This is a genomic window from Pseudomonas sp. GW821-FHT05H12, assembly GCF_059419385.1.
In genome coordinates this window covers 70,150-83,465 of record NZ_JBWKRS010000017.1, presented here as the reverse complement: position 1 = coordinate 83,465, position 13,316 = coordinate 70,150, and the positions used below count along the sequence as shown (strand labels likewise).

Below are 13,316 nucleotides of genomic sequence, written 5' to 3'. Positions count from 1 at the left end.
CAGCCGATTTCGAGTAGACCTGCCGCAATGAAGGATTTCCAGGATAGTGACGCCCACCTAGAAGACTGGAATGCGCTGCGCAGCGCCGTCGACTTCAGCGCGATTTTGATCGGCAACGGTGCCAGCCGTACGATTTGGGAAGACTTTGCCTACGACTCGCTGTTCGAAAACGCGCGCACCGTCGAAGAAAAACCCCTGAGCCAGTCCGAACTCAGCGTGTTCGACGCCCTGCAAACCCGCAGCTTCGAGCAGGCCTTGGGGGCGTTGAAAACCACCAGCCGGGTCAACAAGGCCCTGGCCGTCAGCTCGGCGGCGCCGCGTAATCGCTACTACGCGATCAAGGAAGCGCTGATCAACACCATCCACAGCGTGCACATTCCCTGGCGCCTGGTGCAGCCGTCGACATTGGCGACGATCAACGCTGAACTGGCGCGCTACGCTACGGTATTCACCAGCAACTACGATTTGCTCAACTACTGGGCAATCCTGCACACCCCCGGCATTGACGACTTGTTTAGCAGCGCCGACGCCAGCTTCGACCTGCGCAACACCCGCACCGAAGCGACGCGCATCCTCTACCTGCACGGTGGCCTGCACCTGGTGCGCAACCTCGACGGCACCGCACGCAAATTGCCGTCCACCGACAGCACCCTGCTCAGCAGTTTTGCCATCAACAACACGATCAAGACCCTGGACGATGTGCCGCTGTTTGTCAGCGAGGGCAAGGTTGAAGAGAAGCTCAAGACCATCCGCAGTTCGGATTACCTGTCGTTCTGTTATGAGCAGTTGCTGACTCATGAGGGGGCGCTGTGCATCTTTGGCCATGAGCTGGGCGCGCAGGACCAGCACCTGGTGGACGCGATTCGCCAGGCGAATGTGTCGACCTTGGCGATCTCGGTGTCGGGGCGCAGTGACGGGTTTATTCGTCAGCAGAAGCGGCGGTATTCGGCGTTGTTCGAGGGTACGGGGGTGGAACTGAGGTTCTTTGCAGCACGCACCCATGCGCTGGGCAACCCTGCACTGTCCGTCCCTGTCGAACGCTGATCTCACGGGCGATTTCGCTCAACTGTGGGAGCTGGCTTGCCTGCGATAGCGATCTGTCAGTTAACCATGTGCAAGCTGGCCCACCGCTATCGCAGGCAAGCCAGCTCCCACAGTGGATTGCATTTCAGGTCATTGGCGTAGTCAGTCTTCCGAGCTGTGGACTACGACTAGCAGCTGCGCCTGAACATCGCCCACCGAACGCAGGCGATGAGGCTTCTGCGCATTAAAATGCAGCGCATCACCGCGCTCCAGAATCACCCGTTCGTTCATGAAGTCCACCTCCACCCGGCCTTCATGCACGAACAGAAACTCTTCCCCTACGTGCTCCTTGAAGGTCTTGTCGGTGAACTCCGCTGGCGGGTAGATGATGAACGGCAGCAGGCTGCGCTCGCTGACCTGATGGGCGAGCACCGCGTAACCCGGCGAGGTGTCGGGGCGCTCGTGGCTGCGCACCAGGCTGTAGCTGTCGAGGCTGACACTGTCTTCGCTGAACAGCTCCTCCACCTTCACGTTCAAGGCCTTGGCCAGCTTCAGCGCGGCGGCAATCGACGGCGTATTGAGCCCGCGTTCGACCTTGGACAGGTAGCTCTTGGTCATCCCGGATTTTTCAGCCAGGGCTTCCAGGGTCACGCCAAGTTTTTTTCTCAATAGTTTCAAACGGATAGACATGTGCTGCGGTTAATCCCTGCAGAAAGGCAAGAGCCATGCTTGCCAATGACACAAAGTGTCATATAGCATCGTTAGTGTCATTTGCAGCCACCGAGGGCACCCGATATGGCCAAGACATTAGCACTCCCCAAAGACCAACTGGTCAAGCAAGCGCTGATCCAGATGCAAAACACCCTGGCGGATAATACGTGGACCGACCGGCAAAAGCTGGCGCTCACGTGTCGCATCCTGTTTGAGCACGGTCACGATTCCGGCCTGGCCGGGCAGATCACTGCACGCGGGCCACAGCCTGGCACCTATTACACCCAGCAACTGGGCCTGGGCTTTGATGAGATCACGGCGAGCAATCTGTTGCTGGTCAACGAAGACCTGGAAGTGCTGGAAGGCCATGGCATTCCCAACCCGGCCAACCGTTTTCACACCTGGGTGTACCGTGGGCGGCCGGATGTGAATTGCATCATCCACACCCACCCTACCCATATCGCGGCGCTGTCGATGCTGGAAGTGCCGCTGCAGGTGTCCCACATGGACCTCTGCCCGCTGTACGAGGATTGCGCGTTCCTGGAAGCCTGGCCCGGCGTGCCGGTGGGCAATGAAGAGGGGGAAATCATCACGGCGGCACTGGGGGACAAACGCGCGATTCTGCTTTCGCACCACGGCCAGTTGTCCACCGGGGCGAGCATCGAGGAGGCCTGCGTGATCGCGCAGTTGATCGAACGCGCAGCCAGGTTGCAGTTGCTGGCGATGGCCGCGGGTACGATCAAGCCGATCCTGCCGGAACTCGGGCGCGAGGCCCATGACTGGATCTCCAAGCCCAAACGCTTTGGCGCCGCGTTCAATTACTACGCCCGGCAGAACCTGCGCCAGCACGCCGATTGCCTGAACTGATTGCCCCTTTTTGACCGGAGACTGTTTATGTCCAGCCCAACGATTCACGGCATCATCGGCTACACCATCACCCCGTTCAGCGCCGACGGCCAGCGCATCGACCTTGACGCCCTGGGCCGCTCCATCGACCGCTTGATCGACAGCGGCGTGCACGCCATCGCGCCCCTGGGGAGCACCGGCGAAGGCGCCTACTTGAGCGACGCCGAGTGGGACGAAGTGAGCGCCTACAGCCTGGCAAAGATTGCCCGGCGCGTGCCGACCATCGTCAGCGTGTCCGACCTGACCACCGCCAAGGCCGTGCGCCGCGCCCGTTACGCCGAAGCCAACGGCGCCGACGTGGTGATGGTGTTGCCGGCGTCGTACTGGAAGCTCAGTGAAGCGGAAATCCTCGCCCACTACGCCGCCATTGGCGACAGCATCGGCGTGCCAATCATGCTCTACAACAACCCGGCCACCAGTGGTACGGACATGTCGGTGGCGCTGATCCTGCGCATCATCAAGCAGGTGGCCAACGTGACCATGGTCAAGGAAAGCACCGGGGATGTTCAGCGCATGCATCAGCTGCATCGCCAGACGGAGGTGCCGTTCTACAACGGCTGCAACCCGCTGGCACTGGAAGCCTTCGCGGCAGGTGCAAAGGGCTGGTGCACGGCGGCGCCGAACCTGATCCCGCAGCTCAATCTGGATTTGTATGAGGCGGTATTGGCCAATGACCTGGTCAAGGCGCGAGAGCTGTTTTATCGCCAGTTGCCGTTGCTGGAGTTCATCCTCAAAGGTGGGTTGCCGGCGACGATCAAGGCGGGGTTGCGGTTGACCGGGCTGGAAGCGGGTGATCCTCGATTGCCGGTTTTCCCGCTGGGTGAAGCGGCGATCGAACAGCTGAAAACATTGCTGCGCTAACCCTTGTAGGCGCTGGCTTGCCGGCGATGGCATCACCTCGGTTAACGATTACACCGAGGTGTTTGCATCGCCGGCAAGCCGGCCCCTACAGGGAACCCGTGCACAATTTTGGAAGGGGACATCCGATTCATAGAGACAAATGACAATGGTTCTCGATACCATTCACGACTTTTCTACGTCGTGCTTCCTCAAGAAGGGTCTCCATGTCTCGTCCCAAGCCCGACCCGTTGTCGGCCGATGCCTTTCGCGGGTTCTATACAGATATCCTGTATTTCCTGCGCAAACGCACGGACAACGCCAGCGACGCCGCGGACATGACCCAGGATGTCTTCACCCAATGGCTGGACTACCGCGACCGGGCCAAGGTCGAGCAGCCACGGGCGTTTCTGTTCCAGATGGCGCGCAACCTGCTGCGTGATCACTGGCGCAAGCAGAAGGTACGGCAGACCGTCCACTCAGATCCGGCCGACATGGACGCCGAGCCGGTCACCGATGAGCAAAACGATCCCATGGCCGCCGCGCAGCGCTTGCAACGCCTGGAACAGTTGAAAGAAGTCCTCGCCGAACTCTCGCCCCGAAGGCGAGAAGCCCTTATGCTGCACCGCTTCGAAGGCTTGAGCCAGGCGCAGATCGCCGAGCGCATGGGCATTTCGACCAGCATGGTGGAAAAGCACATCGCCTTTGCCCTGCTGCACTGCAAGCGACGCCTTCACAACGAACCCGGCACGGAGCAGCCAGAATGAACCGCCTGAGCGACATCGACGCCCTGGACATCGAGCAGAGCGACTCCATCGATGCCCAAGCCGCCAGCTGGTTTGCCCGCAACCGCAACGAGGCGGGGCGTGCCGACCGCAAAGCCTTTGCCGCCTGGCAAGCGGAGCCTGCCCATGCCCGCGCCTACGCCGAATTCGAACAACTGTGGGCCGACCTCGCCCAGTTGCAGCAACTGAACAAACCCGTGGCGCTGCCCAAACGCAAACCCTCGGTGTGGCGCCCTGCCCTGGCGGTGGCCGCTGCCCTGGTCTGCGCCGTGATGGCCAGCGCTATCGACGCCCCACGTGCGCTCTACCACAGCCAGGTAGCCGCCCATGCCAAAGGCATGCGCACCTTGAACCTGCCCGATGGCAGCACCTTGTATGTGAATGCCAATACCCGCGTGCGAATCGACTTCACCGCGCACCAACGCATCATTCATCTCGACAAAGGCCAGGTCTACATCGAGGTGGCCGCCGACAAGGAACGACCCCTCTACGTGCAGGCCGGCGAGGCGAATGTGCGGGTGGTGGGCACCGGTTTCGATGTGCGCCGCAGCCAGCAGCAACTGGTGGTGAGCGTGGCCCACGGCCAGGTGGCCTTCGAGCCGGCCCCCAAGAGCCCGGTAGCCCTGCTCGGCGCCCAGCAGCGCGCCACCTACAGCTATGCCAAGGGCACGTTGCAGCAGCAAAGCCTGAACGCCGAAGAAGTCGCCGACTGGCGCAGCGGGCACCTCACGTTTCGCAATCGCGAGCTGGCCAGCCTGATCGACGAACTGAGCCTGTACCGCCCCCAGGCGCCGTTGCAAGTGAGCCGTGCGGTGGCGCAGTTGAAGGTGTCGGGCAACCTGGACGTGAATGACCCAGACGCCCTGCTCAACGCCCTGCCGGCCCTGCTTCCAGTGAAAACCGTGCCGTCAGCGGATGGCATCGTGCGAATCGAACCGAGCAAATAACCCCGCAAAAAACCCACACTTGAGAATATTTTGCATTCGCATGTGTGGATTTTTTTGCCTGCCCCGTCTTCCCCCCGTCTGCGTTTGATACGCACGCCTTTTTGGCCGTTTGGCCACTCCGGGGGATTTCATGTTTCGCGCGCCTTGCCACGTTTCGCACCTGTTTCTTAGACCGTCGATCATCGCCACCTGCCTGGCATTCAGCCTCAGCGCCCAGGCCGAGTCGCTCACGCTGCAACTGCCCGCCCAGCCGCTGGCGACATCCTTGAGCCAAGTGGCGCAACAGGCAAAAATCCAGTTGCTGTTCGATGAGACCCTGCTCAAGAACGTGCAGGCGCCGGCACTCAACGGTGACTTCACCCCGGAAGTGGCGATCCGCACCCTGCTGAAAAACGGCGAGTTCACCTTGATCAAAGTCGGCACCACCTACGTGGTACGCCCCGATGAAGGCAAAACCACCAACAGCGGCGCGATCCAGTTGGACACCCTCAGCGTGATCGGCACCGGCACGGAAGTGAACTCCAGTACGGTCGGCCGCTCGACCCTGACCCAGGAAGACATCGACCGCTACCAGTCCAACAACATTCCCAGCCTGTTGCAGACCCTGCCCGGTGTCAGCCAGGGCGGCTCGCTCAAACCCGGTGGCCAGACCATCAACATCCGCGGTTTCGGCGATGCCGAAGACGTACCGCTGACCGTCGACGGCGCCACCAAGAGCGGCTTCGAGCGCTACCAGCAAGGCACGGTGTTTATCGAGCCCGAGCTGATCAAGAGCATTGAAGTGGAGAAAGGCCCCAACTCGCCCTTCACCGGCAATGGCGGGTTTGGCGGCACGGTCAACATGACCACCAAGGACGCCCCCGACTTGCTCAAGGACGGCCGCAACAGTGGCGCCATGCTCAAATACGGTTACTCCAGCAATGACCACGAACAGGTTTACAGCGGCGCAGTATATGGCCGTACCGACGACGGCCGTTTTGACGCACTGGCCTACCTGACCCAACGCGACGGCGGCGACATGAAGGTGGCCGCTGAACTGCCCAACGAGAACAACCAGTACCCGATCAACCCCAAGCGCCTGCCCAACACTGCCCAGGATGTGGACGGCAAGCTGTTCAAGGTCAACGCTCACCTCAGCGAGGAACACAGCGTCGGCCTTTCCTATTCCCGCTCCCACAGCAACCGCTGGACGCCATTCTCCGCCGCCAGCTACCCGACGCCGCCAACCCAGGCCAACATCGACCGCTACGGCTACGAAGGGGCGTTGAAGCGTTTTCTGGCCCATCGCGACACCGTCGACACCACATGGTCGGGCAAGTATGAGTTCACCCCGGTGGACAACCCGCTGGTGGACCTGACCGTCAAATATTCGCAGTCCAACACCGAGCAGACCGACGAGCGCGACGCCACCGCGTTTTTCCAGCTGGCTACCGGTGGGCGCAAGATGGACACGTCCTACACCGACAAGAACCTCGATATCCGTAACGTCAGCCTGTTCGACACAGGTCCCTTGCAACACGCCGTCACCGTCGGCGGGCAGATCCGCAAGCACATCCGCGAAACCGAGATGTGGATGCCCGGCGCCACCTACAACACCCCGCGCTACAACTATGGGCACTTCCAGCCAGGCTTCATGCCCCACGGCAAGGTCGATACCAACAGCTTCTTTATCCAGGACGCGGTGACTATCGGCGATGTGACCATCACGCCATCCCTGCGCTACGACCACGTGCGCAACCGTGGTGAAGGCAACGATGCGCCTTACTACAACAATCCGGACCCGGCCGTCGGCCACGACTACAGCGACCGCACCTACACCGGTTGGTCGCCGCGCCTGGCGTTGTTCTGGACGGTCAACCCGAACCTGGGGCTGTTCGCCAACTGGAGCCAGACCTGGCGCGCCCCCGTGATCGACGAGCAATACGAAGTGCAGGGCCTGGGCAGTCGCACCGCCACCAGCGTAGACCTCGACCCGGAACGCATCACCTCGATCAGCGTGGGCAGCGTCAGCAGCTTCGACAACCTGATCGCCCGGGACGACAACCTGCAAGTGCGCACCACCTTCTTCCACAACAAGGTCGAGGACGAAATCTTCAAGGCCACCGGCGTCGGCTGCCAGAACCAGGCCATCAACGGCGGCACCATCTCCAGCGCCTGCCCACCCGGCGCAATGTCCAACTACCGCAACATCGGCGGGCTGACCATCAAGGGCTTTGAGCTGGAAACGTTCTACAACTCCACCTACCTGTTCGGCTCGGCGTCGTTCGCCTACGCCAAGGGCGATCACGAAGGCGCCTACACCAACCCATGGGGGCCGGATGTGGCCGCGCGGGATATTCCGCCGACCAAATGGGTGCTGGTGCTCGGTACCAACATCCCGGCGCTGGACGCGCAGGTAGGCTGGATGGGCCAGTTCATCGGCGCCACCAAACGCCTGCCCAGCGACAGCTATTCCGCTGGCCCGGGCAGCAGCGTCGGCGACCTGTTCTACGACCAGTACGGCAACAAGCGCTACAACACCCAGGGTTTGTTCGCCAAATGGAAACCGCAGCAGGCCTACCTCAAGGGCACCGAGGTGAACTTCACCGTGGACAACCTGTTCAACAACAACTTCCGCCCGGCCTTGAGCGGCGACCGCGCCTACACCAAGGGCCGCGATGCGAAGATCAGCGTCACGCGCTTCTTCTAAACCCGCACACCTGTAGGAGCTGGCTTGCCAGCGATGGCATCCCCTCAGTCCAATTGAAAACCGAGTTGCCTGCATCGCCGGCAAGCCGGCTCCTACAGTGGATCTTTGTCGTTGCACCCACCCAGCAGTTTTTGAAACTGTACGGATAAATCCGCACCCAGCTGTAGGCCCTGATTTGCCGGGGGTTGTGGCTAGATGGGTTTCCCTTGAAGCCCTTTTGATCCCGGTCCCCTCACCATGAGCTCGCGCGAAAACACCGGCATGGCCCTCGGCCTGCTGGGCGTCATCATCTTCAGCCTGACCTTGCCGTTCACGCGCATCGTCGTGCAGGAAATCCACCCGTTGCTCAACGGCCTGGGCCGTGCGCTGTTCGCCGCGATCCCGGCGGCGGCGTTGCTGCTGTGGCGCCGTGAACGCTGGCCGACCTGGCGCCAAGTGCGCGGGCTGTGCCTGGTGATTGCCGGTGTGATCCTGGGCTTTCCGGTGCTGTCGGCCTGGGCCATGCAAACCCTGCCGGCGTCCCATGGCGCGTTGGTCAACGGTCTGCAACCGCTGTGCGTGGCGCTGTATGCCGCCTGGCTGTCCCATGAGCGGCCATCCAAGGCCTTCTGGGCCTGTGCCGCGCTGGGCAGTGCCCTGGTGCTCGGTTATGCATTAATCACCGGTGCCGGCAGTATCCAGGCCGGCGACTTGCTGATGCTTGGCGCGATTGCCGTGGGTGGCCTGGGTTATGCCGAAGGCGGTCGGTTGGCCAAGGAAATGGGCGGCTGGCAGGTGATCTGCTGGGCGCTGGTGCTCTCAACACCCGTGTTGATCGGCCCGGTGTGGTACCTGGCGGCTCAGCATCAAGGCGCAATCTCGATGCGTGCCTGGTGGGCGTTCGGCTATGTGTCGTTGTTCTCGCAGTTCCTGGGGTTCTTCGCCTGGTACGCCGGGCTGGCCATGGGCGGCATTGCGCGGGTCAGCCAGATCCAGCTGCTGCAGATTTTCTTCACCATCGCGTTTTCGGCGCTGTTCTTTGGTGAGCATATCGAGCCGATTACCTGGCTGTTTGCGTGTGGGGTGATCGTGACGGTGATGTTGGGGCGCAAGACCGCCGTACAACCCGCGCCAATTCCAAGGCCGAACACAATCTAATGTGGGAGCTGGCTTGCCTGCGATAGCGGTGCTGACTGAACCACCGCCATCGCCGGCAAGCCGGCTCCTACAGGGGGTGTGTTCAGCTTAAGAAACCGTCGGCGCGCAGCAGGGTTTCCAGGCAGTGTTCGGTGATGTGGTAGAAGACCTTCAGTTCCTGGATTTTCTCCAGCAACTGCGCGTTGTCCACAGGCTCCGCGCGTTTCACCGCCAGGATCATCTTGTTCTTGTTGGTGTGTTCCAACGAGATGAACTCGAACACCTTGGTCTCATACCCACAGGCTTCCAAAAACAACGCGCGCAGGCTGTCGGTAACCATCTCGGCTTGCTGGCCCAGGTGCAAACCGTATTGCAGCATTGGCTTGAGCAGCACCGGGCTCTGGATCTGCAGGCGGATCTGTTTGTGGCAGCACGGCGAGCACATGATGATCGACGCACCGGAACGGATGCCGGTATGGATCGCGTAGTCGGTGGCGATGTCACAGGCGTGCAGCGCGATCATCACGTCCAGCTCGCTCGGCGCCACGCTGCGCACATCACCACACTTGAACACCAGCCCCGGGTGCTCCAGGCGCGCAGCAGCGGTGTTGCACAGGGTCACCATGTCTTCGCGCAACTCCACACCGGTGACTTCGCCCTCGGCCTTGAGGGTGTTGCGCAGGTAATCGTGGATGGCAAACGTCAGGTAACCCTTGCCCGAACCAAAATCGGCCACGCGCACCGGCTGGTCCAGCTTCAACGGTGACGAGGTCAGCGCATGGCTGAACACTTCGATGAACTTGTTGATCTGCTTCCACTTGCGCGACATCGACGGGATCAGCGCCTGCTTGGCGTCGGTCACGCCCAGGTCGGCGAGAAACGGCCGGCTCAGGTCGAGGTAGCGGTTCTTCTCACGGTTGTGCTCTGCCGACGGCGCCTCGCGCAACTGCTGCGGCTTGCTTTTGAACAGTGAGCTTTTGTTCTTCTTGCTGTATTCCAGCTGGGCTTCATCGGTCAGCGACAACAGGTGCGCGTTCTTGAACTGGGCCGGCAACAGCTCGGCAATCGCCGCCACGCCGTCGGCCAGGGGCAGGTTCTTGGTGATGTCGCGGGTCTTGTAGCGGTACACGAACGACAGGCAGGCCTGCTCCTTGACCATCACCTGCTTGATGATCAGCCGCTGCAATTCGGCTTCGGCACCGACGTACTTGGCCAGCACCAGCTTGATGAAAGCATTCTGCGCAAGGCTGTCGCTCAACAGTGCGATGAACTGGGCGTGATGATCCGGTTGAACAGTGACAGACATGAACAAAAACGCCTCGGGCAGGGAATGCCGGGCATTTTAGGGGGGATGGGGCTCGAGGGCACGGGGTTATTTGATCAACGGTCGATTAGCACACCTTGGAGCGGGCTTGTGTGGGAGCTGGCTTGCCTGCGATGGCATCACCTCGGTTTAACTGACAGACCGAGTTGCCCGCATCGCAGGCAAGCCAGCTCCCACAGAGAGATCAGTGTGTCAGGGTCACTCCAACACGATTAACCGGTTAGGCAACTCATTGCGCGTCTGCGTCAACGGCACATGCACCTTGAGCAACTCGCCACAGGCCTCGATGCACGCGATAAACCCCGCCAGCGTCTGCCCCTGCTTCACCTGCTGGGTAAACGCCTTGACGATCACCTCCCAGCTGCTGTCATCCAGGCGCTGGGAAATCCCGTCATCCACCAAAATCTCCACGTACCGCTCGGCCTCGCTGACGAAAATCAGCACCCCGGTGCTGCCCAGCGTGTGATGCAGGTTCTGCTCCAGGAACTGGCGCCGCGCCAGGTTGGACGCGCGCCAGTGGCGAACCGAACGGGGGATCAACCGCGTGGTGACCTTGGGCAATCGGAACACCAGGCACAACACGATGAACGTCGCCCATTGCGCCAGCAGCAAGGTGTACATGGTCAGGTAGCCGGACAGGTAATGCACCACGCCCGGCACCACCAGGGCGATCAGGCTGGCCCACAACAACGGAATGTAGGCGTAGTCGTCGGCACGCGCCGCCAGCACGGTCACCAGTTCGGCGTCGGTGGTTTTCTCGACGCGGGCGATCGCCTCGGCGACTTGGCGCTGCTCGTGTTCAGTCAGTAAAGCCATGGTTGTCGATGCTCTTTTTTAGTTATTGTCATTACCACCCGCCTGAAGCCCCGCCGCCGCCAAAACCACCGCCGCCGCCCCGGAAGCCGCCACCGCCTCCCCCACCACCACCGCCACCACGCCCGCTGTTGCTGAGGATGGCCAGGAGCATGGCGCCCACGGGCAGGCCCATGCGATGGCACAACCACAAGACGCCGATCAGCAGAATGAACAGGCCGATGGAAAACCCGGGATTATCCTTGGCAAAGTTCGCGTCGGCTACATGCGCCGGCACCGCCAACGGGTCACCGCCCACCACCTGCAACATCGCCACCACGCCGTCGCTGATGCCCTGGCTGTAGTTGCCGGCCTTGAACTTGGGCGCGATCACTTGGTTGATGATGACCCACGACTGCGCATCCGTCAGCACGCCTTCAAGGCCATAGCCGACTTCGATGCGCAACTTGCGCTCATCCCGGGCGACGATCAACAGCGCGCCGTTGTCCTTGCCCTTCTGGCCGATGCCCCACTGGCGGCCCAACTGGTAACCGAAGTCTTCAATGGGCACACCTTGCAGGTTGGGCACGGTGACCACCACGATCTGGTCGCCCGAGGCCTGCTCCAGCGCCTGCAACTGCTGGGTCAGTTGCTGGCGCGTGGCCGGGTCGATCATCTGGGCATCGTCCACCACCCGCCCGGTCAACGCCGGAAAGGTGAGCGCCGCCTGGGCCGTCATGGCGCCGAGCAACAGCAACAGCGCCAGGCCCATTCGTATCATTCGCATCATGCCCCCTTGGCCTGTGAATGCCTGACTACCAATTGCCGGTCGCCCCTGCGCCACCGAAGCTGCCGCCGCCACCGCCAGAATCGGAGCGCTTGTCGCTGTCGCCTGGGCGCGGGGCGTCATCGTCATCGTCGAAGGGCGTGGTCCGGCGTCCGTACTTGATCACCACAAAACCGATCACCAGCACAAACAGGCCGGCCAACCCGAAGATCCACCCCACCCAGTTTTTGTGTGTGGCCTTGGCGTGCACCGGCTTGCCGCCCAGCACCTGGACCATGGCGTTCACGCCTGCCGTGATCCCCTGGGCAAAGCGGCTCTGCTTGAACGGGGGAATGATCACCTGATTGATGATCACTGAACTCTGGGCATCAGTCAGGCGATCTTCCAGGCCATAACCCACTTCGATCCGCACCTGATGAGCCTTGGGCACCACGATCAACAACGCGCCGCTGTTCTTGCCCTTTTCGCCCACGCCCCAGTGACGCCCCAGCTGATAGCCGAAGTCTTCCAGGGTGTTGCCGTGCAGGCTGTCCAGGGTGACCACCACAATCTGCTCGCCGGTCTGCTGCTCGTGGCTATCCAGCGTGCGCTTGAGCGCCGCCGTACTGGCGGCGTCGAGCAGGCCGGCGCGGTCGACGATGCGACCGTCCAGCTGGGCAAACTGCTCGGCGATCAAGGCCTCGACCGACACCGGGGTGTCAGCCGCCATCACCTGACCGCACAGCAGCAAAGCAGCGAACAACCAGCCCCGTGCGCCCATCAGAACTTCACTTGCGGCGCTTTATCAGCATCGGCGCTGGTGGCTTCGAAGTTGGCGCGGATCGGCAAGTCGCTGTACATCACGCTGTGCCACAGGCGGCCCGGGAAGGTGCGGATTTCAGTGTTGTAGGCCTGCACCGCCTGGATAAAGTCACGACGGGCCACGGCGATCCGGTTTTCGGTGCCTTCAAGCTGCGATTGCAAGGCGAGGAAGTTCTGGTTGGCCTTGAGGTCCGGATAACGCTCGGACACCACCATCAACCGGTTGAGTGCACCGCTCAGGCCATCCTGGGCTTGCTGGAACTGCTTGAGTTTCTCGGGGTTGTCCAGGGTGCCGGCGTCCACTTGGATCGACGTGGCCTTGGCCCGCGCCTCGATCACGGCCGTGAGGGTGTCCTGTTCATGGGCCGCGTAGCCCTTCACCACTTCCACCAGGTTGGGAATCAGGTCGGCACGCCGTTGGTACTGGTTCTGCACCTGGGCCCAGGCCGCCTTGGCCTGTTCGTCGAGTGTGGGGATCTTGTTGATGCCGCAACCGCTCAACACCGCACCGATCAGCAGCATCGCCGCCGCCTTGAAGCCCCAGCGATATCCTTGAATAACTGACATAAGTCTCTCCGCAACCATTGCTGTGAAATTT

13 protein-coding genes are annotated in these 13,316 nt (G+C 61.7%); 7 read left to right on the top strand and 6 right to left on the bottom strand.

The window, feature by feature from the left end; all coding sequences use genetic code 11:
* The first annotated feature begins 27 nt into the window (after positions 1-27).
* Positions 28-1,044 carry a DUF4917 family protein gene (locus AC07SU_RS16760; RefSeq protein ID WP_494997654.1) on the top strand — a complete coding sequence of 339 codons (1,017 nt, stop codon included), beginning with the start codon at positions 28-30 and terminating at the stop codon, positions 1,042-1,044.
* A gap of 141 nt (positions 1,045-1,185) precedes the next feature.
* On the opposite strand, the gene AC07SU_RS16755 is transcribed toward AC07SU_RS16760, so the two are convergent.
* Complete coding sequence (locus AC07SU_RS16755; RefSeq protein ID WP_176999226.1) at positions 1,186-1,713, bottom strand: helix-turn-helix domain-containing protein; 528 nt, start codon at positions 1,711-1,713, stop codon at positions 1,186-1,188.
* A 105-nt stretch (positions 1,714-1,818) separates the two neighbouring features.
* Between AC07SU_RS16755 and AC07SU_RS16750 the strand changes: the two genes are divergently transcribed.
* From AC07SU_RS16750 to AC07SU_RS16725, 6 genes are all read left to right on the top strand, one after another.
* On the top strand, positions 1,819-2,601 hold the full coding sequence (locus AC07SU_RS16750; RefSeq protein WP_176999227.1) for an aldolase: 783 nt from the start codon (positions 1,819-1,821) through the stop codon (positions 2,599-2,601).
* Between the two features lie 27 nt (positions 2,602-2,628).
* A complete protein-coding gene (locus AC07SU_RS16745) occupies positions 2,629-3,501 on the top strand; it encodes a dihydrodipicolinate synthase family protein (RefSeq protein ID WP_494997653.1) in 873 nt (290 codons plus the stop codon).
* A 203-nt stretch (positions 3,502-3,704) separates the two neighbouring features.
* Positions 3,705-4,244 carry an RNA polymerase sigma factor gene (locus AC07SU_RS16740; protein ID WP_176999229.1) on the top strand — a complete coding sequence of 180 codons (540 nt, stop codon included), beginning with the start codon at positions 3,705-3,707 and terminating at the stop codon, positions 4,242-4,244.
* Entirely contained in the window at positions 4,241-5,209 is a 969-nt protein-coding gene (locus tag AC07SU_RS16735) for a FecR family protein (protein ID WP_494997652.1), read from the top strand. Before AC07SU_RS16740 ends, AC07SU_RS16735 begins: the two co-directional genes overlap by 4 nt.
* Before the next feature lie 130 nt (positions 5,210-5,339).
* Complete coding sequence (locus AC07SU_RS16730) at positions 5,340-7,898, top strand: TonB-dependent receptor (RefSeq protein WP_494997651.1); 2,559 nt, start codon at positions 5,340-5,342, stop codon at positions 7,896-7,898.
* Between the two features lie 237 nt (positions 7,899-8,135).
* On the top strand, positions 8,136-9,035 hold the full coding sequence (locus AC07SU_RS16725) for a DMT family transporter (protein WP_494997650.1): 900 nt from the start codon (positions 8,136-8,138) through the stop codon (positions 9,033-9,035).
* Between the two features lie 82 nt (positions 9,036-9,117).
* Here AC07SU_RS16725 and AC07SU_RS16720 read toward each other — a convergent pair whose 3' ends face one another.
* The 5 genes from AC07SU_RS16720 to AC07SU_RS16700 form a co-directional block, all read right to left on the bottom strand.
* Positions 9,118-10,320, bottom strand: coding sequence for a class I SAM-dependent methyltransferase (locus AC07SU_RS16720; protein WP_494997649.1), 1,203 nt, complete (start codon positions 10,318-10,320; stop codon positions 9,118-9,120).
* Positions 10,321-10,536: 216 nt separating this feature from the next.
* Positions 10,537-11,154 (bottom strand): TPM domain-containing protein, encoded by a 618-nt coding sequence (locus tag AC07SU_RS16715; protein WP_494997648.1) that lies wholly within the window; start codon positions 11,152-11,154, stop codon positions 10,537-10,539.
* 31 nt (positions 11,155-11,185) lie between these two features.
* The gene (locus AC07SU_RS16710; RefSeq protein ID WP_494997647.1) at positions 11,186-11,917 is read right to left on the bottom strand and encodes a TPM domain-containing protein; all 732 of its coding nucleotides are present in this window, start codon (positions 11,915-11,917) and stop codon (positions 11,186-11,188) included.
* A 28-nt stretch (positions 11,918-11,945) separates the two neighbouring features.
* Positions 11,946-12,677, bottom strand: coding sequence for a TPM domain-containing protein (locus AC07SU_RS16705; protein ID WP_494997646.1), 732 nt, complete (start codon positions 12,675-12,677; stop codon positions 11,946-11,948).
* Positions 12,677-13,285 carry a LemA family protein gene (locus tag AC07SU_RS16700; protein WP_176999237.1) on the bottom strand — a complete coding sequence of 203 codons (609 nt, stop codon included), beginning with the start codon at positions 13,283-13,285 and terminating at the stop codon, positions 12,677-12,679. The genes AC07SU_RS16705 and AC07SU_RS16700 overlap by 1 nt, the downstream gene beginning before the upstream one ends.
* Positions 13,286-13,316 lie beyond the last annotated feature (31 nt).